Raw genomic sequence first — 21,254 nt, 5'->3', positions numbered from 1 at the left:
AATGTTGAATAAGGGGGACATGGAGTGATAGGTAGAGTTAAATCATGATCCAAAAATTTAGAAAATCTATTTATTTGAGGTAGGGCATCTACACTCACAAGAAAGGTGACTGCAATGAAATTACCAAAAAAATACAGACCACTTTTATTTTTTTTCGCTTTTTTTCCTATTTTCCTTATACAACCGAAGGTTACGCATGCATATTCTGAGTTTGACTTCGTCCTTTCCCCGGTGAAGGAAGTTGAACAATCCAGCGGTTATTACCGAGAAGTGGTCAACGGAGGGGAGACTAAAAAGTATACCTTCTATCTTGAGAACCTGATCAAGGAGCCTCTGGAACTGTCAGTCTATCCTGCAGACGCAGCGCCAATGGTTAACGGAGGGAAAAATTACACGATCAAAGGAGAGAAGAATACATCCGTAGGCGCTTGGATCTCTCCATCTAAAGATCAAGTTGTGAAGTTGAAACCACTTGAAAAGAAAAAATTCGAATTTACGGTAAATGTACCGAAGGATCTGAAGCCTGGTGAGTATGTAGGAGGTATCGTGGCAGAGCAAATCCCTAAAGAAAATAAGGAGGCTCTTGAAGCAAGTAAGAATCGAGCAGTATTGGTAATCGATGAAATTCCACGTAATGGTGTGCAGATTGTGATTGAAAAGCAGAAAGAGTTGGCTACGCACAGTATGAGCATCGATGATTTCAAACATAGTTACATAAGCAATGGTTATTCTCAGTTGACCGTGAAGCTGACAAACACAGGTACAATCTTACAACGTCCAAATGGCGTCATTATCATTCGTGATGCTCAAGGTAAAGGCATTTACAGCCAGGCATACGATGCAGCACCTAATGAAAAATCGATGTATGCGGGAAAAACGGTGGATATGGTCTATCACATTGAGGATCAAATTTTGTGGCCAGGGCAATACACTGCATACTTTGAAGCCAATTTTAACGGTAGAAAAGAATCTCGAACCTTTGATTTTACGATTACGGAAGCAGACGCACAGAAGGCTCAAGAAAGCTTGAGTAATGCTGGCTTGTTGCAAGGACGAGGAATTATGGATTGGTTGAAAAATCATCCATGGGTCTGGATTGCAGCTCTAGCACTCGTACTTTTAATTTTAGGAGCCTTCATCTTTATATTGTTTATACTCTTGAAACGAAAGAAGAAAGAAGAAGAAGCAAGAAAGCTTCGTCAGCGGACGGCTGCTCGTCGAACCACTCGCCCTTCTCAAAATTAACGATTACTACATGAGAGGATGTGATTTCGATGTGATTTTTAATTAGATACTAAATTGTTATTAGAAATTCGGCCGAGTAATGAAAAAGAGATTCAAGTCACTGACACTATCACTCCCTAAGATCATTAAAACAGTTGAAGGAAAAGAGATCGGTGTTGTTGATGGTAGGTACAAATCCAAATTTACGACAACTGTAACATCAGGTATATAGGAGGGCTGAAAATATTGAAAAATAAACACAAAAAGAAACGTAAGAGTAGTTTGCAATGGAAAAAAGGGTTAATCGGCACCTTAGTATTAGCTCTTATATTTGGCAGTATATCTTTCTCTGAATTAAGCTCTAAAGTTAATGCTGCTGAACATGCAAAAATTGTAGGATTTGAATCCTATGACTACAGGAATGGTCTGGATACAAGTGGAGGAAACTCTGGAGAACATATAGCCATTTTAGATAATGGAAGTAGATTTAGTTTGCCTAGATATGAGGCTATTCCGCTTAATTTTTTTGACAGTAGCGTGATAAAGCAAAGACGGTCTAGTTCTAAAGAATCAAGCAAAGATGATCTCTACTCAGTAGAACTAAAAAACAATGGGGAATTATACATTAAAGAGGGGTCTTCAGGTGCTCCTAAAAAGGTATTAGATGATGTAGTTGATTTTGAGATGTTGGCCAGTCAATATCGATTGTCAGACGTCAGTTTCTATGTTTTGATGAGAGATAACTCTGTTATGGCCTTTGGAAAAGGATCAGGAGGAGAATTAGGAATCGGGTACAGACAAGATAAGAACGTACCAACTGAGGTAGTAGATCCAGCTACAGGTGACCCTATAACCAATGTACGTAAATTGTTCCAATTGGGTACTGATCAGCATGCTAATAAAGGTGTGTTACTAGTTACGGATACAGATGTTTATCTGATTGGAAAAGCGTTTGGTCAAAACTCATTTCTCGTAAATAAGCCAGTTAAACTTGATATGTTTCCTTCATTTACGGATGCAAATTTTGATCTCAAGTTTATGGATAATGTTGTTGGTAACGTACAAGCTGTCGAACTTTATGGTACCGCAGTAAAGTATAGTTCAACTGAACGTTTAATATTTACAATTTCGGGAAACGAGTATACTCTAACTAGCTTAATGGAAGCTGACAAGAATTTTTCTTATAGAACTCCATATTCTGAGTTAACAAAAACAACATTGATTCCAGTTCCGGATGGAATCAAAACTTCAGAACTTGTAAAGTCCTCATTCTATAACTACAGTCAAAGAAGCCTTTCTGAATCACAGAACGTTGCTAGTACAGGATATGGGAAACTCTCTAATGGCGAATTTAGTTATTGGGGTACAACACCTTCCACTTGGGGGTCAATTGATACTGTATTTGATCCACAAATAAAAACGATTGCTACCGGTGTTAAATCTGTTGTACAAGCTGCAGGGGATTTCTTTTATTTAAGAAATAATAATGTGTTTGCATTTGGCCCAAATATATCAAATTCTTTAGGTGTTGGAGGCGGGGTGCAAACAGACCCAATACGAATTACAGGATCCAATAATGAGGTTAAAAATATAAAAGAGTTGGTTGCTGCTGGTGGAACCAAATACGCTCTAACCCATGATATGAATCTTATAAGCTGGTCAAATGATAAAAATTTCAATACAAGTGATAGGAAATTTCAAACTATATTTACAATCAAGAGAAATTTCACACATTTAAGTAGTGCCTACGGTATAGGCGAAGACAATAAATTATACCTTTTAAGAGGTAGCAATGCTCCTTATGAAATAGGAGCAGGAATTTTACCTTCTTTAGTCGCACAAGATTACGTAGAGCCAATCGTTGCACCTGGGATTCCGCAGTTGTCCATTGTAGCACTTGATAAGTTTAATCAACCTCTAGTAAATGTCGATTTTGGTAGCTTTGCTGATATTGCTACTAAACAATATCAAGTGAACTCTGGAGGATGGAAAGACTATACCGGTGATATCCTGATCACGCAAACTGGAAGTGTAACGGTTCAAGCCCGATCTGCAGATAGTAAGGGGAATATTAGTGAAGTTGGGGAGCTGACTCTTACAAGTAATCCGATCGTCATTACTGCAGGTCAACCTTTACTAAATAAAGTGTCAGGAGATGAATTTAAAGTTTCCGCAGATGCAACCGGCGTCATTAAGGTTCAGGTCAAGGTAGACGGTGGGGCTTGGCAGGACTTCAATGTGGCGAATAATCTATTGCTTACGCCTGGGGCTCACACGGTAGAAGTAAGACTACTCAATGAAAGAGATCAAGAACTGATCAATAAAAGCTTTAATGTTACTGCAGATAGTTCTGCACCAGGTACTATTACAAAACCTCAAATTAATCAATATTTGAGTGAACAGTTCGAATTAAATCTTCAGGTTGTTTACAATGAATCAGAAGGTGAAATTATGACTTCAATCGACGGAGATGTATGGCACAAAAATAGGTCTTCATTGATTGTAAGTAACCATGCGCATACAATTCGCGCCAAGATTGTATCAAGCGATGGCACAGAAAGTGAAACAACTGAATTTGTAACGACCCAAATACAGCCATTAATTAATGTAGCCAATAATGAAGTGACAATCGACCCAGGGGTACAGTTAAGAAATGTAACACTATTCTATAAAGATCCAAACAACAACGAATGGTTACAATATTTCGCTCCTTTCACTGCACAGCCTGGTACTCATGACATCGAAGTGGAAATTAGAGATATGGCAGGGTATGGTGCATCATGGCATGGTGGGCCATACTCGATAACAATCGCTGATCCGAATGCAGGTAATGGGGGAGGAAATACCCCAACTCCGTCTCCTGGGAATGAGGTACCGGTAGGCAAAGAAGATGTTGATTTTACGGTACTTAGTGGTGGATTAAGTGCTCGCTTTGAGGGAGCTGATCTGAGCACCATTATTATCGACAGTACGAATCCATATCAATCGATCAATTCAGTTTCTCGTGCGTTGATTGAAGATAGTCGAGGAAACGGAAAAGGATATCAGTACAGTATGGATGTCACAGACTTTGTTTCCGATCCGATGCAAGACAATAGTTTAAATAAACAAAGTTTGATTGTCAGTATCCCAGCGAATTCACTGTCAGTAAACGTAGGTCATACAAAAACGTTAAATGGACCGGCAGCGGAATTAGCGAATGTCGGAAAACATGTGTTTACAGGAAACGGCCCTGAATTGCTAGCGAGAGCACAAGCGTTTGAAGGGATGGGATACGTAGAGATCCCGCTGGACTTTACACTAAGTGTTCCGGATCGCGTAAAGGTTGTTTCTTCTGACAGTGGAAGTAAATTTGTGCCAGGCGAATTAACGGGTTTGATGGCTGGGATTTATAGATCTACCATTCGATCCACACTGACGTCTGGTATTTAATCTAACAGTGAATTGATTTTTGAAATTCCTAAAAATGATAAGGGGCTGTGAATGCGTGAAACTCAAAAATTTATTATTCTCTGCAGTGTTATTACTTCCTTTGGCTTTACCGACTATAGCTTCGGCTGAAGAGATGGAAAAAGAAGTACAAGTTACTGGTGGTAGTTTGATGGTTACGCAATCCAAAATTAACTTCTCAGATATCACACTTGCTGTTCGTCAGCAACAAACTTCTCAGGCTGTAGTTACATCGAGAGTGGTTGATGATCGTGGAAATGGCAGCGGTTGGACAGTAAGTCAATCCGGAACGGATTTCGTGACTACACTTGATGGGAAAGAATTTTATATCCCCATTGATGCCGTTAAAGTAACGGCCACATTAAAAAGTACAATTTCAGGATTACCAATAGATTTTACTCATAGTGGACACTTAGCTAGTAATCAAGTGCTGTCACATCAGTCCACACCTATTTTTTCAGCAGATGTTACTTCAGGACAAGGGGCGTATGATTTTGAGCTGCAGTATACTCTATCGTTACCTCAAGTAATAAAAGCGACTGATGGGAAAGAGATCGGTGTAGTAGCAGGAACCTACAGATCTACTGTTACAACTACTGCGACGTCAGGAATTTAGAGGGGTGGAATCATGAAAAAGACGAAAAGTGGCAAAAGGAAGTCTTTCATCCAAATTTTAATTGTAACTCTAGTTGTAGCCTTACTAGTAGGTACTTATTCTTTCGCTGATCTTGGTTCAAACGCTCAGGCGGCTGAGTATAAAAAAATTACAGGAATCGAGTTCTACGATTTTGGCGTATCCTCCGGATCTTCGGGTGGCATTCAGGCTGTGGCGAGGCTGGATGATGGAAGTCAGTTCAATCTACCACAGAATATTTATAATCAGGTTACTCTTCAAGGAGATAAAAAGTTCAGACGTATAGGCACTAGCGAGTTTGCCACAGCATACTCCGTGCGATTGACTAATTCTGGGGAATTATACGTAACCACAAAAGAAGGTGTGGAGACAAAAGTTATTACTGATGTTAAGGATTTCGAAATTTTCCCTAATGAGAGTAATATGGCTTACGGAAGCTTTTATGCTTTGCTAAATGATGGTACTGTTCAAGCCTGGGGAAGAGGTGTTAGTGGCGAGTTGGGGATAGGATATAAACAAGATAAAACTGTTCCTACAGAAGTAGTGGATCCTGTCACCGGAGATCCTATTGAGGGTGTTCGTAAAATAGTTCAATTGGGACGTGACCACACAGGGGGCAAAGGTATTTTGCTGGTGACGGACACAGAGGTATATTTAATAGGTAAAGCCTTTGCCCAGAATTCCTTTACAAATGGGAAGCCTGTAAAGCTAGACATTTTTCCGGCCTTCACAAACGCGGATTTTGATATGAAGTACTTGGAAAATATTCCTATGGCTATAACGTTGGTCGAAAAAAATTATAATACAAATCAAACTGGTGCGACAGAACGACGAGTCTTTGTAATTAATGGGAAAGAGTATGTTTTGAATGATCTTTACAAAGCTGAGGATCAGCCTGCGAATAATGCTCCTTCTGCGGATCTGTTAAAGACGACTTTAATTCCTATGCCTGATGGAGTCAGCGTGTCCGAGATAAAAAGAGTGAATTCTTACAAAACCTCCAGCAACAGTTTCGGGGATACAAGAACAATAAGTACTGGACTTGTAAGATTGGATGGAGGAGAACTTAGTTACTGGGGAACTCCTTTTGCCAACTTTGGATCATTTAGTCCTGGGTTCGAAGAAACTCCAAAAGTTATGGCAACCGGAGTGAAAAGCGTTTCTACTGCTAGCGGCGGTAATTTCTTTTACTTGAGAAATAATAATGTTTATGCTTTTGGTAACAATAATGGTGGACGATTAGGAGTTCTTGGAGGAGTTCAAGAAACACCGGTGAGGATAACTGGTACTCAAAACGAAGTTAAAAATGTAAAACAGCTTGCGGTTGGCACTTTTGGTGCTTACGCTTTGAAAGACGATGGGTCTCTTGTATATTGGTCAAATGATAAGGATTTTAGAACACTTAATCTCAAGTTTTTATCTTTATTTGAGGTCAAGAGGGATTTTGAGTCTAAGGCTATAGTGTATGGTATTGGTGAAGATATGAACTTTTATCAATTTAGCAGTTATGAGTACTATCAATTAGGAAAAGGTGTTTTGCCGGCGCTGGTACCTACTGATTATGTTGCTCCTGTAACATCACCTGATAAACCAATCTTATCAATCAAAGAGCAAGATAAATTTAATCAGTCTGTAGTTACAATCAATTATGGTAGCACAGGTGATATCGCTACCAAACAATATCAAGTGAACGCTGGGGGATGGCAGGATTATACCGGTGATATCTTGATCACCCAAACTGGCAATGTAACGGTACAAGCGCGATCTGCAGATAGTAAGGGGAATATTAGTGAAGTTGCGGAGCTGACTCTTACAAGTAACCCAATCGTCATTACTGCAGGTCAACCTTTACTGGATAAAGTGTCAAGAGATGAATTTAAAATTTCCGCAGATGCAACCGGCGTCATTAAGGTTCAGGTTAAGGTAGACGGCGGGGCTTGGCAGGACTTTAATGTTGCGAATAATTTACTTCTCACGCCTGGGGAGCACACGGTAGAAGTAAGACTTCTCAATGAAAGAGATCAAGAACTGATCAACAAATCTTTTAATGTTATTGCGGATACTCCTGCGCCAGTCGCTATCTCTAAACCGGTAATCGTCCAAAAAGGACTTAATAATCGACATGGGATTGATGTAGACATCACCTACGATAAATCCGAAGGTGAAGGGTTATTTTCTGTAGACGGTGGTCCGTGGAATACAGTGTGGGATTATTCAGTTGTTGGTCAATTTAGTCTATCTAATGATGTTCATACCATTCAAGCCAAAGTAGAAGGTGTGAACGGCTCAGTGAGTGAAATTGTTACGTTTGTAACAACTAAAGTAGATCCGAAGTTAACAATAGATAACAATGGAGATCTAAATATTGACTTTGGAGTAAATACTCCTGGATTTGATGTTTATTACAAGGATTATGTTAACAACAATTGGACTCTGTACACTGGTATGGTTAACTACCCTCCTGGAACGTACAGTATTGATGTTGAAGTAAGAGAGAATACATCAGGGGATGTTTATTATTCGGGAGGTCCTTTTGTAATTGTCGTGCCAGGAACGGATCCTAATCCAGGCAACGGTGGTACAACACCAACTCCGTCTCCTGGTAATGAGGTACCAGTAGGTCAGCAAGATGTTGATTTCACGGTGTTCAGCGGTGGACTCAGTGCTCGTTTTGAGGGAGCAGATCTTAGCACCATTATTATTGACAGTACGAATCCGTATCAATCGATTAATTCAGTCTCTCGTGCGTTGATTGAAGATAGTCGAGGAAACGGAAAAGGATATCAGTACAGTATGGATGTCACAGATTTTGTTTCCGATCCGATGCAAGACAATAGTTTAAATAAACAAAGTTTGATTGTCAGTATCCCAGCGAATTCACTGTCAGTAAACGTAGGTCAGACAAAAACGTTAAATGGACCGGCAGCGGAATTGTCTAATGTCGGAAAACATGTTTTTACAGGCAACGGGCCCGAGTTGCTAGCGAGAGCACAAGCATTTGAAGGCATGGGATACGTAGAGATTCCACTGGACTTTACACTAAGTGTTCCGGATCGCGTAAAGGTTGTTTCTTCTGACAGTGGAAGCAAATTCGTTCCAGGAGAATTAACGGGTTTGATGGCCGGCATATATAGGTCTACAATTCGTTCGACACTGACTTCTGGAATCTAATAAATGAAATGAGAATACTAATTTAAAATCCATTGTTAAACAGGTTGGTGAAGAATTTCATCAACCTGTTTTTTTGTTTGAGAAAATATAAAACGTTGAATATGCAGTGTTTTATTGTTGGTCTTTTGAGATGTGTTAGGTAAGGATTATAGTAAATAGTTACTAAATATTGTTTGCTTTTTGCTCAGATCCATCAATGAAAGCAATTAAAAAAGATATGAACCTTTAGACCCTTTTAGTATTAAAAAACAGGTTAATGGGACTATTCATCTTGCTAATTTCTTTTGATAAAATCGTAAAATAGTATTAGAAACGTTGAACACACAGTGTTTTTGATTGATTTTAATTATGGTATACTGTTAGAGGTTCAAAGTAAAATGAAAAGTATTTATTATACAACTAGCATGATATAGTAAGTAAGTTGTATCGTTTACAAGGATATTGAGATGGAGATAGTGAGTGATTTTTTTAAGAAACTAGTTAATGATTAAAGGATTGAGAAATGTCTACGAGAATATATATATTGAAAATTCGATTCGTCGATGTTGATAATGAGGTTATGGATCCAAGGATTCACCTTTTGTTATTGTGATAACTACACTATATGAAAAATTCACATAAGAAAGATCAAAACATAAACACCAAAACCACGTATCAAGGGAGGAGTTAACCCCCTAAACCCTATCAAAAAGGGTGGGAAATGTGGTATATGTTGATACAGAATGTTCATGCTATACTTGATTGAACATCAAGAACTACAAAAAGGCGTCAAATTAAGTGAAATTATGTTATTATTTAGACAGTATTCGACAAGGATTCGACAAAAGTTGACACGGAAAGGAGAGTGTTTTAGTATGGATATTTTGAATATGTCGTCTGACATTCGAGTCAAAAACAGCTATGAGTCATTGTATTACTGTTCGAACTCAAATGATCCAGAAACCGATGAAGTTCTTCGGGAGCAAATTCAGAAAGCATTTGTTATGTATGATGTATTGTTATCGGATCGGCCAAGCCGAGAAACTCTCCGAGAAGTAATGCTAGAAGCCTACACAGAATCAAAAAAAGTATTGGACAGATTACAACTGACAGAATTAGAGATTAAAGCGTTTACGCGAGATTTCGATTGTTTTACAAAAGAACATCAGGACTTTTATAATGTGACTTTTAAAATGTTTGAATCAAAATATCAGGGTGATTCAGTTGACCTAGCTGCTGAATATGAGCGAAGTGTTAGAGATCAAAAAGAAATACCTTTTATGGTAGATCAGCAAGAATATGAAAATAAATTATTAGTTGAAGTTGGTTCAAAAATGTCTTATTTGGGTCATGTTTCTCAAGCTTCTGTCCCTATTATTCGACAAAATTATGAAGTTGTTTCGCATGAAATTCCAGATCTAATTTTAGAGAAATCAAAGTGGCAGCGTGCTTCGAATGATGAAGAATTAGAATTTAAAGAGCCAGAATTATAATGAAATATGTATATTTTATATTTATAAAACCGAAAATACACTGGACTGAGAGGGGTTTTGTTTAATGTCAAGGAAAAATCTAAATGAGCATGATGAAAATAATGCAATAGAAGATGATGAAGATCAAAATAGAAGAAGAAATAATAAAAAGTTTGATGCTGGAATTGAAAGAAAACAAAATTATATTATAGACGTTGCCTCGGATGAAACCGGAATTCATCCAGAAATCGTTAAAACTGCTTTTGATGCATGCTGGGCAGCGATTCAGCATGAATTGGAATTAGGTAATAGTGTTAAGCTCCACGGAAAAGGAACGTTTTATTTGTCCAAAAGGAAATCTCGTATTGGACGTAATCCGGCTACTGGGGAAGAACATGAAGTGCCAGAAAGAGAAGCAATGGCTTTTCAAACGAGTACAGCATATAGTAAATTATTGAGAGAAATACGTGCTAAACGCAAGAAAGAAATGAAAAAAGATGTTAAGTCTAAAAGGTAAATTTAATTTATTATTATACCAGATATTATACAAAAGTATTTATTTACTGGATAATTAAGGATGATATCCCAAATGCTCTTCGTTGGACTAGTGTAATAGAGTGAAACGACAGTAAACAACTGACGAAGCATCATTTAGTGTATCGCCGGATACATATTTACCTTCTAGCGAACTAAAAAAAAAGACGAACCTAGGATAGGTTCGTCTTTTTTTATTAAATTTGAGATAACATTTGTTACTGTGCTGCAGTGTTTTGACCCCAGGACCAAGAACCACGTTCTTCACTGTATTGTTTCTCAAGTTGGGATTTTAACCCGGCTTGATCTATGTTTATTTTCAAGGCGTATGTACCAATAACTAAGGACAGTATGAGAAGCATTAGGGCTGTGCATGCGAGTATTTGGGCTAAAGGTGAAGGGTTTTTAAGTTGTACTTTTTCCATGTAATAGATCTCCAGTAATCGAGTTTTATTTTAGTTTACCTTAAAGGTATCTTTTTGAATAGAACTGCGTTAAATATTTTTTAAGGTAACCTGGTTTATTGTCTTAACAACAGAGCTAATTTTACCGCATTCATAGCATGTTGTAGTCGATTTCCAGATTACACCATCCTCAGTAGGCAGAGTGGTGTTATTGTCGCGGTTACAAGAAGGACATTCCCATGTTGATACATTGCCTCCTCGATTGGCTTGACGTACACAATGTTCGAGCATTTGTTGTTTGAGCAGCTTCAGGTCTGTCATTGTTTTAAACTCTCCGTATTATTTTCTTATTGATTGACCTCAATCACGGTTTGTACTTCGTCGTTATTTGATGCATTAAGCAATTGATTTTGAAGGACATCCATCTCTACCTGTGATCCGTCTTTTAATTCAATGAGGATGTTTGTGAGTGGGGAACCTTTTGTAATGATTAGTTTGGTCATAACTTACTCCTTCCATCGTTATTGTAACTGCTTTAAGCTGCTGAAGGACTGCTAGAAAGTAATCCTAGTTCCTCAGTGGTTGATATTTCGTAACAATAGGCGCAAGTGAAAAATGATTCTAATTCAGGTTGCTGAATACGTGTGAAAACCGTATCGGAATCTACTCCGAAATCATCTGCAGTGGCTACGTTCCACTCAAATTGTGATCCGTTGGTACCACAATGTGGGCAATTAATAAATGCGTCTGTTGCACCCATATCCGGTAGAGATGATTATTTATCGATATTGAGGATTACAATAGCTTGGTCATTTGGGTTGTTGGCGATATGCACATGGCCATTATTGGAATGAATTAGAATGGTGTTGTTCATGTAGATGACTCCTTCATTGATTTAATATTACACTGTTATGATTTGATGGTGATGAAGTGGTTAATCCATTGGTTTGATCCATACTATATCGTCAAAATGGAGGAACCCACCGGCTCCTAGTATCTCTTCACAGGTCTTTTTTCCACCGAGGGGAATATATGGACTGATATTATTTTTGAAGCGTAAATACCCATGCTCAGGATGTTTAAAAGCGTATCCTGTCGGTTTAATGTAGCCTCCTGGAACTTTGAATCTTTCATGAGTTAATTTAACTACCTTCAGAGCTAAGTTGATTTCTTTAGTGTTAGTGTGGTCTGTATTAACTTTCGCCATAAGATTTTTCTCCTTAGTATCGTATTTTTGGATCAGGCGAATTGGCTATCATATCTTTAAGTAAATCTATCTCGAAGTACTCACCGCCGGTGATCATATTACTTCCGCGATGACCATTTTCTTCGAGGATCTGAAGACGGATTCTGTATTGCTGCAGAACTTCAGACAATGGTGGAAACGTACGTGAAATGCTGTCTATTTCATCTACGCTGCGTATGTGCTTAACAGCTTGATGATAGCTAACCTCAATATCATGTGCGCCTTCGATATAACCATATTGAGTCCAGTTTGCTAGTGTTTCGAGAATTTCTTCGCTATCAATTACATTCATGCTGTTTCCTCCGTGATAGGTAAGTTCTCTAAGATCTGAATGACCTTTCCTTGTTTGATTGGTTTTACCTGATTCATGTGAACTTGATATAGTTTGTTGCTACCACGTTTTTGATCTAAGTAGTAATTAAGTGATGTTGTACAGCTTTCTTTCTGCAGCTTTGATTGATATGAAAGAGCAGGGTACATATTGGTTCCAGCTTCTCTGGTCATCCATATGACGTCCTGGTTGTATTTAAAATATAAGTGAGTATCGATGTGGAAGAAGTCGTTTAAATGGTGGTTTACGTTCTTTTCAGCTATACATCGCATTTGATTGAGGACGGTGTGATTATTAGGATCGATATTTGTTGGCAAATAGGAATGATGGCCGCCAAATTTTTTATCATATTCGTTTAACGTATCGAGATCCGCACATGATAAGCGATCTTCACTTAGAATAACTAACCGGCGCTTTATCCAACGTTGGCCAGTGTATCCCCATATAGTAGCTTTTTGGTTGTTCATGATGTGATCCCCCTTTTTAATCTTCAATCATTTTTTTGGTTATCCAGGTTAATCAGGATAACTTGTTTCGGGTCTTTGCTTAAAAGCAGACACGGAGCATGACAAAAAAAGACGAACCTCGTTAGAGTTCGTCTTTTTTGTTTTTGAGCTGCAGCATTGTCTAAGCTACGGCTACAGATTTATTTGACTTATAAGCATGCATCACATGAATTAATATAATGGCTATCAAAGGGATGAGATACATCTCATGAATTGTTACGAGTGAATATATGGCGAATAAGAAAGGTAATATAAACTGGCCAAGAGTAAACATTACTTTAATTCCTCCAAATTTTCGTGTATAACCGTGTCCACGTAGAGCATCTAAGAAGAGTAGTTGTGTTGTTATGTAGACATTCATCAGTGAAGAAAGTATGGAAGGGTGCAACTATTATGTTGACCATATTCACACTCTAGATGAGTTATTTATTTTGTATTACACGTCATGATTCCGTAGATAAGAAAAGAGCCAGCGGGTTAGCGCTGGCTCTTCATTATTTAACGTTTAACTTTGAGGAATGATGGAAGACCGTAGTCTGCTTTTCGCTCGTATACAACCGTTACTTCGCGATCTGGGCCGCCATCAGTCGAAGGAGCGATGAGTTTGACTTTAGAGAGCTCACCGTTTGGCTTTTCTTTAATAAACTCTTTATTGGCTTTACTCATTTCGTTCCCCTCCCAAAGAGATAATTTAATGTAGTAATCAATTCTTGATTTTCTTCGTCTAAAACAGCAAATTCTTCAATCGAGACCTCTTTTTGACCTCGAATGTGTAAGGTTACAACAAATTCTGTACCCAAAGGATAACATAATATATATTCGTGTGCAAATGCAACTCTACCATAATGGTGAAATTTAACAGTGCTTTCTAAGTGACAATCAACCACCATAATTCGTTCTTCTCCTGCAGCTTTTGATTCATTCTCGCTGAAGGAGAAAAATCGGTCTTTGCCAACATTACCAGCAACATGTTTGATACCATCTGTGCCTTCGACTTTCCATACAGCAGCACCTCTAATTTTAAATCCGGAGAGCGCGTTTAGATTGTACGAGTTGCGAATGCCGTCATATAATTTCTCATATCGATCTTGAAGCATGCTACGATCGATGAACTCAGTGAAGAATTCGAGTAGGGCATCCTTGCGTGCAATCTCTTGTTGTTTTTCTTCTATTATAGTCTTAGGATCAATAAATGATCCGTGTTCTTCAATAGCCGTTATGATTGTGTTACAGGCAACATCAACTGCTGCAGTATAATTACGATCACTCCTAATTTCATATTGGAGGACAGTCAATCCAGTTAAGTCTGACATCAGATGAAACGAATCTACGGTAAAATCCCCGATTTCTTGGGGGACGCTGTTTGGGATTATGTAAAATACTCGGGATCTGCGTAATCTCCCCCAAAATAACCCCATCTCAAAGATTGTGTTATCCCTCGGTTGTAAGTATGTTTTTCCACGCATAACCACTACATCGTCCGGAGATAATACGAATACTGCGAAGTCATTTGAATCGAGCTGCCGCTCTAGATCTTCCATGGGGTAATTATTAGCCTGAAATGCACCGGCAGACCAAGGAGTAACTTCAGCATAATGGCTCAATTGCGTATGAATTGCACGTACATATTGCATGGATTCACGAGCTGATCCTATAAATAAACGTGGTTTCCTCAAAATAATTCTCCTTCTCTGAAAGATGAATGTATTAATTAATATAACATAAGTCCACTTCGTAAAATATCAGCTATACATACGATTGAGAGATTGAGTTCCAACCTATCAAATACAACGACATCATGATAGAGAGCGACTTATCCACGATTATGCTGCATATCGTTTGTTTCCATAATCTGTAGTAGAAACCATCTGGGTACTAAATACTCCTTGGCGTACAGAAATAAATCCAGCACGTTTAAGCAACGTAAGACGGAATTCTAGTTCATCATGACACATATTGTGCTTCAGATCATCAAAGTTAGGATACATCATAAGGACTGTATTTAAAGGAGCCTCTGAGTTCTCGGCAAGATCTAATGCTTTAAGGACAGTTTCAAATGCTTCTCTATTACGCGAAGCAAGTTCCTCATTATCACGACCGATATTATAACATTTATGTTGTGCCTGCAGTTCATTTATTGTTATCGTCATAGGTTAACCTCCAAGTAGAATTTTTTAATTAATGTTACTTGTTTCATTCAAATTTTCACTTGGTTATTCAGGATTACCTGGATAACAGACCGTTGCTGTACTGACGATCGATAGATGTTGCTTAAGAACAACACCAAGGTTCTATACCTTAGATACAATTCTTGTATTCTGGTTTACCATTGAAGTAATCTCTAAAATCTGACAACACTTTCTTTCCCTCAATTAATTCTTTAAACGCTACATCCGCTTCTTCGGCATCTTTAAAGCGAAAAGAAAATCGATATCTTTCTCCTCCTTTGGGGGCATAAGAACCACTATGAGTCATCTTTGATATAGGGTAACTGGCCAACATATCGGCGTAATTATAAAAAGAATAATCTTCACTCCAGTCTTCAATTTGAATATCTGTTCCATCTTCTAAAGTACCTGTCTTTATAACTTTCATTATGTACACCCTCTCATTTATATAGGAGTCTGTGGTAAATCTAATCTTTAAACATGTTTCGTTTATATGCGTTTAGATGTAGTGTAGTTAAGGTTTTTCACCTTACTATAGATATGCTTTTTAAAGTACTCAAAATCTATTTTGTCATCTACAACGAATTCTTCTGTAAGCGTAAATGTACCATTGCATACCTCTTCAACGTTAGTGCATCGTGCAACAGAGTACTGGTTCGCTAACTGTAAAAGTCTTTCATGCGTAACTTCTACGTTGAGCTCTGTATTTGCTGTAATTGTTACAAATGCGCTTCTTGTAGGAACACCTTCTACAGCGCGGTTTCCACTGTAATTAATACGTGTACGGACGTTGTTAACAACGATCATACTTGATGCGACTGCAACCCATACTCCGTCTGTATTAACGCATTCATATACTGTTTCAAAGCCGTTATGGTATTTCGTTATCACAGACAATTCAGTTTCTTTGCCATTTACAGTTGATTTCATCACCAGTTCATCTCCAACACTGTATTCTCGTATCCAATACTTTTTTGGTTATCCTAGGACTACCAGGATAACTTGTATTAATGTTGATAGAAGAAAGGAGTAATAACTCCTTTCAATCGAGGAATACTAAGAGGATAGGGTAGGGTTTCACTATCAGCTTATAGAAAATAAAAAAAGCCCTATTTATAGGGCTTTTCGGGAGATTGTTTCTATGTAACCTTCCTTGATCCTTCATTTAGAATCTTCTTGCTCATCGTTGTATGCTGACGATACCAGTAATTTTTTCTACTCCACTTTGAATAGCAAACTCACTGTTTCCTAAAGGTGAAGGGAGTTAAATTGGCTAGATATTAAGAGACGCCTGAAAATTCTTCATTTTCAAACGCTGATTCTCTTTTTTATCACCAAGCGCAACTTTATAAAAATCGACACCTGATGCTTTATCTTTCTTTAGAGCTCGTTCCAACACTGAGAGTTCTTTGTGTTTTTTAAGCAGAGCATTTTGATTGTGTTTTTCTTGAAATGCAACTACATTGTTAGCCATAAAAATCAACCCTTCAGAAGTAGACTTATTGGAGGAAAATTATTTAATAGTACTCAACTAATTCAAATTAATCCCTCTATTTATCTCATAAACCTACAGACATAAAAACAATAAAATTTATTTTATAATTATAGAATATCTACAGCCCATAGGCTACAACCAGAAAGGAATTCCCTTCACTATGTTGTAAGCATTTAGAATTAGAATTATAAATTTTATTGTCTTTTCTATACGAATAGAGAGTCATTCAACATAGTAGGTAAGGTATCCTCTGAAGTCTTCTGTTGAGTTGATTATCTACAAAATTTTTATTGGTGATCCAGGTTTAACTGGATTACTTGTATTAACATCCATCCGAAAGAAGAGGGATTGCGAACAATGAGGTTAAATGTAGGAAAGGTGTGGGTGATGTGTAGTTGAATATTGAAAAATGACGAACCCCTTTGGGATTAGTTCGGAAGTCGATCTCAAAAGTTTATGCCATCATTCTTTCTTCATAGCTCAAAATCTCTTCCCATGTTATCCATTCGGGTTTTTCATGAGCCTCAAATTGATTCCACAGTTCTTTCATTTGCTCTATAGTAGATTTTATGTCGTTTTGAGATATGCAGCGAACACATTCATTATCTAAATGGGTTTTGCAATCGTTCTGTAGTTTACCTAGCATCGAGTATTCGAACCTTTTGGGGTTTTTAACGGAAGGCGTCACAATAACGAATTCTTTTTGAATCCGCGAGTTGGGCTCCCCATCAAAGTCTTTGCCTGCAGAATATAAAGAAGGTGTTTGGCTATCTCCTAATTCTATATCTTTCCATAACATACCGTTTTGGTCTTTATAAACAGGGTGATCCCAGTCATCTGTACCAATATAGTTTAATTCTAAAATTTCCTGTTTTTCAGTTTTTAATGTATCTTTCATTTTGGATCCTCCATCATAGAAAAGTTATAAATTGATTCATACTGCAGCTTGTGCCTGTAGAGCAAATCAAACAAGAGTAAGCTCTTCAGGTTTTGTACAACCAAGTAGACTTTCAAAAAAACTCTCAATTAAGCATAAGAACTCAGGTTGGGTTGGATAGACGGGTGAGGAGTAATTCTCCTTCAGGAAGGAAGTGTCGTATTTCTTTACGAGCTTTAGGTAAATTTCGAATGATCTTGCGAATATTTCGGTATTTTCGAGGTAATATGATTGATTATATTTAGTGGTACCCTCCCAGACTAGTTTGAAAGGGTCATCATCGGTTAATTGTGAGATCTGTTTTTCGACCATCCGCTCATATAAGCTGCTAACTGCATAAAACCCAGATAGGTCTGAAATAGCTACACCTTGAATCATGGTGTGATCTAATTGATGACCTAACTCATGGATAAAAGCATCCGGAGAATCGAGATCAATCACAAGTGTCTTATAGTATGGGTAATACAACCCGGCTGCTTGATGTCGTCCTAGCTTCCGGATTCTAAAACTGTGATCTGAAGCAGGGGTTAAGCCTAGATATTCACGCAATTGATTGAATTCTAATTCAAGTTGCTTAAACTTTGTTATGTCAGTGTCATTATCTAACTCAACATATCCATAAATCGAAAGAAACTGATTTTGAGACATTACTTCTAGATTCTTGGTTTTAATATGTTTCTTCGTTTGAAATGATTTGGCATACGAGGAGTGTTCTTCGAGCATACGTTTAACCTTTTCTTGAATAGAACAGAACATGCGAGACATACGGGGGATAACAATCTCTTTTAAGCCTCTAGTCAGACTAAAATTGTTCTTATCTAGAGAAAGAAGATAGTCATTCAAAGAATAAGTATTATCATAAATGATATGATCTGAATCAGTCGTCGGTAAAGATAGATGATTGGAATGGGCATTTTCCCGAATCAGTTCTTGTAATTCTGTACATTCTGGAAGGGTCAGCAGTCCAGATTGTTCAGACTGGGACACGTAGTATTCTGTGATCTTGAACTGAATATAATCTTGTTGCTGCAAAGTGAATGAAATAATGTTGTTGTTTACAATAACATTCGATAGGGATCGTATAAGATCTGCAAACATAAAATAACCTATAGATTTTGAGTTTCGTTTTAATCCCCATCTTCTATTATGATATTTTGTAGGCAGCTCATGTTTTAGAAGAGTGTAGGCAATTTGTTGTTGATCATTAAACGTGGTGCAAATCTCGGCAGGATAGTAGTCAAGTATGTTGTTCGCACCTTTTAGTTTGCTTCCTACACTAAGTAACTCAATGATGGTTGATTCTACTTCGTTTTGCGGCTCAGGCATTAATTTAATACTAATTTTATGAGGTCCGCTTGATGCATCGTGGACTAAAGAAAGAATTTCGTTTACTCCCATTTCAGAAATTAGCTTTTTAATCTTTCGTTTCACAGCACTCCTAAGCTTTTTCTCAAATTCAGAGGCAGCTCCAGGTACCATTGAAATTTTGATATCTGATAGAATATCATCTACACCAATTCTTCGATATTCCTCCTTTAAAACAACTTCCTTTCTTAATGAATAAATTCGTTCACTCATATATATTCCTCCAATAATTATATTTTTAATCTTCCGGAAGTGATCGGTATTACGATAGATGGATTGATCTACTGCTCGCCGATACTCGTTAAAGCTATGCGGTAATAATTTTATATCTTGTATGTTTAATCGGCAGCGATAGCTGCTTGATTAGTTTCATTAAGTGATTTCAAAAAAATAACGAACCCTATTGAAAGGTTCGTCTGTGATGATTCATGTAGAATTTGGCGGCAGGCAGACTATTTTGGATATGGATTAATGAATTCGCATTCAATGTTATTCGACTTCACATGTCTGTAGTAATTCAGCAGCATTACCATGTCGCCAGGACATATTTCTTCTTCGTGATCGACTTCGCCAGTCGTGTTATTGTACGTGCTGACTTTACAAGTTTCATCATATTTGTGCTGAACAATTCCCATCGTTCTTTTATTGTTGATTTTAAACTCAATTTTTCCCATACGTATTCCCCTTTGTATAAAGTGTGTTGATATTCTACTTTGATCAAATAATTTTTCCGGTTATTCAGATTTATCTGGATAACTCTTTGACCTTAAGGGAAGCAATAGAGGAAGGAAAGAGTATCATAAATGTCTGGCGTCTTACTGTAAAGATTTCCGATTAGTCTTCGTAATCATTAAAAAAACGCCCAGGTAGTGGGCGCTTTCTTGACTTAAGCCTTGGACGATATTAATGGTCTATTATGCTGCATCAAAACGATTGCTAAAATGGTCAAAAAAGGACCCATAATAAGTTCAGGGTGAGTTACAAGGGAGTAAATAGGAAATACGAACGGGGCAATATAGCTACCTAACAGCTTTGCTACTTTTAGTTTGGCATATTTCCCCTGGAATACCTTACCTCTTAAAGCTTCCACAAAATTAAGTTTGTATGATATGTAGATATTCATTAAGGAGAGTAGAAATGCAGCAGCAATAAAAATACTAGCATCTCCTAATTCATACCATTCATGAGGATTATTCTCGAATAATCTTTTTGCCAAAAAACTAAGTGAAAATGAAATTACAAAGTTGATTCTGTAAATCAAAAGATCTACTGGCTTGCCTTGCAAACCTGTTTTGACAAATCTTTTAGTTTCGGATTTCTTAAATTTATATGACATTATTTATGTTCACCTCCTTACCTATAGTACGTTGAATTCACTGCAAAGTCTCATTATTATAGTTCAACTATCGTATGGAATGAGAAAGAGGAATTCGTGCGTTGTTACAAATTTTAGTCGTGAGAGTGTCAGTTCAAAAAAAAAGACGAACCCGAAGTTTGGGCTCGACTATTGAATAGCACTTTAAAGCTATCTTTAAAATACCTCTAGATCACGATTTTGATGCTTCCTTGTCATTACAGATCCATCTCCTTGAAATCCATGACTTTGATAAAATGACTTGAGGATATCAAAGGATATACCGTATACATTGCTTACTAAGACAGTTAAATTTATTGCTATATTGTCTGCTATAGTACAAATAACTTTCAATAACTTGGTTGCTTTTCCTTGTAACCGTAGTTCTTCAGGAACATATAACAGTTCAATTACAAGTTCATCTTTTCTGGAGTTGTACCAGAAGTCTAGCGTACATCCATCTTCCAAAGTGTACTCCGTAAGAGAAACACTATGAGCTTTTAAATTTAATGCTAATTTATCATAAAATAGTTGGACTTGCTCTCTGCTCATTTTTTCAGATCCTTGTTATTTGTAGTCGTATTTCTTCGTGATTTCATGAGTTAACTCTTCGATTGTGTTTATTGCTTTTTGTCCTCAGGGTCATTGTGATGATCTGGTTTCTTTAGAGGAGTGAAACCTAAGTCTGTACCTCTCCAAGCCATTCTCAATGATTCGTTTTGAGATCCAGATAGGCTAAAATCGAATGCACTAATCATTGAGAATGTATCCATACTATTAGTATTAGTCAAGACCGTACTTGATTCGATCGAAGTTTCCCTAGCTCTTTCTTTGTATTCAGTTACGATGGGAGAGATTATATTGTGTACCATCACGTCATTAAGTTCGTATTCCTGTGCTATCAATTTTATCGCTGATTCAATCTCATCTTTAGCCTTTACGAAATTCAAAAATTCTTCCATTAACAAACCTCCATACGTCAAT

At 37.4% G+C, this 21,254-nt stretch carries 23 protein-coding genes; 6 read left to right on the top strand and 17 right to left on the bottom strand.

Translation table 11 applies throughout. From position 1 onward, the window contains the following. Positions 1-231 precede the first annotated feature (231 nt). From ASD24_RS09595 to ASD24_RS09570, 6 genes are all read left to right on the top strand, one after another. Entirely contained in the window at positions 232-1,245 is a 1,014-nt protein-coding gene (locus ASD24_RS09595; protein ID WP_235540493.1) for a WxL protein peptidoglycan domain-containing protein, read from the top strand. 225 nt (positions 1,246-1,470) lie between these two features. Then, positions 1,471-4,656 carry a hypothetical protein gene (locus tag ASD24_RS09590; protein ID WP_056694884.1) on the top strand — a complete coding sequence of 1,062 codons (3,186 nt, stop codon included), beginning with the start codon at positions 1,471-1,473 and terminating at the stop codon, positions 4,654-4,656. Positions 4,657-4,711: 55 nt separating this feature from the next. Further along, positions 4,712-5,290 (top strand): hypothetical protein, encoded by a 579-nt coding sequence (locus ASD24_RS09585; RefSeq protein WP_056694882.1) that lies wholly within the window; start codon positions 4,712-4,714, stop codon positions 5,288-5,290. 12 nt (positions 5,291-5,302) lie between these two features. Further along, a complete protein-coding gene (locus tag ASD24_RS09580) occupies positions 5,303-8,479 on the top strand; it encodes an RCC1 domain-containing protein (protein WP_056694881.1) in 3,177 nt (1,058 codons plus the stop codon). Between the two features lie 854 nt (positions 8,480-9,333). Further along, positions 9,334-9,951 (top strand): hypothetical protein, encoded by a 618-nt coding sequence (locus tag ASD24_RS09575; protein ID WP_056694879.1) that lies wholly within the window; start codon positions 9,334-9,336, stop codon positions 9,949-9,951. Positions 9,952-10,015: 64 nt separating this feature from the next. After that, positions 10,016-10,447, top strand: a complete 432-nt coding sequence (locus ASD24_RS09570; protein WP_056694877.1) for an HU family DNA-binding protein — start codon at positions 10,016-10,018, stop codon at positions 10,445-10,447. Positions 10,448-10,682: 235 nt separating this feature from the next. Here the strand turns inward: ASD24_RS09570 and ASD24_RS09565 are convergent, their stop codons facing one another. The 17 genes from ASD24_RS09565 to ASD24_RS09495 all read right to left on the bottom strand — a co-directional run bounded on the left by ASD24_RS09565 (position 10,683) and on the right by ASD24_RS09495 (position 21,232). Next, on the bottom strand, positions 10,683-10,889 hold the full coding sequence (locus ASD24_RS09565) for a hypothetical protein (RefSeq protein ID WP_056694873.1): 207 nt from the start codon (positions 10,887-10,889) through the stop codon (positions 10,683-10,685). Positions 10,890-11,215: 326 nt separating this feature from the next. Beyond that, positions 11,216-11,371 (bottom strand): hypothetical protein, encoded by a 156-nt coding sequence (locus ASD24_RS30225; protein ID WP_156395402.1) that lies wholly within the window; start codon positions 11,369-11,371, stop codon positions 11,216-11,218. Between the two features lie 431 nt (positions 11,372-11,802). Next, a complete protein-coding gene (locus tag ASD24_RS09560; RefSeq protein WP_056694871.1) occupies positions 11,803-12,075 on the bottom strand; it encodes a hypothetical protein in 273 nt (90 codons plus the stop codon). A 13-nt stretch (positions 12,076-12,088) separates the two neighbouring features. Further along, on the bottom strand, positions 12,089-12,406 hold the full coding sequence (locus tag ASD24_RS09555) for a hypothetical protein (protein WP_056694869.1): 318 nt from the start codon (positions 12,404-12,406) through the stop codon (positions 12,089-12,091). Then, positions 12,403-12,912, bottom strand: coding sequence for a hypothetical protein (locus ASD24_RS09550; protein ID WP_056694868.1), 510 nt, complete (start codon positions 12,910-12,912; stop codon positions 12,403-12,405). Before ASD24_RS09550 ends, ASD24_RS09555 begins: the two co-directional genes overlap by 4 nt. 537 nt (positions 12,913-13,449) lie before the next feature. After that, the gene (locus ASD24_RS30220) at positions 13,450-13,617 is read right to left on the bottom strand and encodes a hypothetical protein (RefSeq protein ID WP_156395401.1); all 168 of its coding nucleotides are present in this window, start codon (positions 13,615-13,617) and stop codon (positions 13,450-13,452) included. Next, complete coding sequence (locus ASD24_RS09545; protein ID WP_056694866.1) at positions 13,614-14,627, bottom strand: nucleotide-binding protein; 1,014 nt, start codon at positions 14,625-14,627, stop codon at positions 13,614-13,616. The genes ASD24_RS30220 and ASD24_RS09545 overlap by 4 nt, the downstream gene beginning before the upstream one ends. Positions 14,628-14,774: 147 nt before the next feature. Further along, positions 14,775-15,101 (bottom strand): hypothetical protein, encoded by a 327-nt coding sequence (locus ASD24_RS09540; RefSeq protein WP_056694864.1) that lies wholly within the window; start codon positions 15,099-15,101, stop codon positions 14,775-14,777. 148 nt (positions 15,102-15,249) lie between these two features. Continuing rightward, positions 15,250-15,546, bottom strand: a complete 297-nt coding sequence (locus tag ASD24_RS09535; RefSeq protein WP_056694862.1) for a hypothetical protein — start codon at positions 15,544-15,546, stop codon at positions 15,250-15,252. 62 nt (positions 15,547-15,608) lie between these two features. Then, positions 15,609-16,052 carry a hypothetical protein gene (locus ASD24_RS09530; protein ID WP_156395399.1) on the bottom strand — a complete coding sequence of 148 codons (444 nt, stop codon included), beginning with the start codon at positions 16,050-16,052 and terminating at the stop codon, positions 15,609-15,611. A gap of 340 nt (positions 16,053-16,392) precedes the next feature. Further along, complete coding sequence (locus tag ASD24_RS09525) at positions 16,393-16,593, bottom strand: hypothetical protein (protein WP_056694858.1); 201 nt, start codon at positions 16,591-16,593, stop codon at positions 16,393-16,395. A gap of 475 nt (positions 16,594-17,068) precedes the next feature. After that, a complete protein-coding gene (locus tag ASD24_RS30215; protein WP_156395398.1) occupies positions 17,069-17,512 on the bottom strand; it encodes an LPD11 domain-containing protein in 444 nt (147 codons plus the stop codon). Positions 17,513-17,578: 66 nt separating this feature from the next. Beyond that, positions 17,579-19,129 (bottom strand): hypothetical protein, encoded by a 1,551-nt coding sequence (locus ASD24_RS09515; protein ID WP_056694857.1) that lies wholly within the window; start codon positions 19,127-19,129, stop codon positions 17,579-17,581. Positions 19,130-19,368: 239 nt separating this feature from the next. Further along, on the bottom strand, positions 19,369-19,590 hold the full coding sequence (locus ASD24_RS09510; RefSeq protein WP_056694855.1) for a hypothetical protein: 222 nt from the start codon (positions 19,588-19,590) through the stop codon (positions 19,369-19,371). Positions 19,591-19,802: 212 nt separating this feature from the next. Continuing rightward, complete coding sequence (locus ASD24_RS09505; protein WP_056694853.1) at positions 19,803-20,252, bottom strand: hypothetical protein; 450 nt, start codon at positions 20,250-20,252, stop codon at positions 19,803-19,805. Between the two features lie 195 nt (positions 20,253-20,447). After that, on the bottom strand, positions 20,448-20,822 hold the full coding sequence (locus ASD24_RS09500) for a GNAT family N-acetyltransferase (RefSeq protein ID WP_056694851.1): 375 nt from the start codon (positions 20,820-20,822) through the stop codon (positions 20,448-20,450). Positions 20,823-20,890: 68 nt separating this feature from the next. After that, the gene (locus tag ASD24_RS09495; protein ID WP_056694849.1) at positions 20,891-21,232 is read right to left on the bottom strand and encodes a hypothetical protein; all 342 of its coding nucleotides are present in this window, start codon (positions 21,230-21,232) and stop codon (positions 20,891-20,893) included. Between the last annotated feature and the right edge of the window lie 22 nt (positions 21,233-21,254).

This window comes from Paenibacillus sp. Root52 (assembly GCF_001426865.1).
Classification (GTDB): Bacteria; Bacillota; Bacilli; order Paenibacillales; family Paenibacillaceae; genus Paenibacillus.
This window is presented reverse-complemented; position numbering and strand designations above follow the sequence as displayed.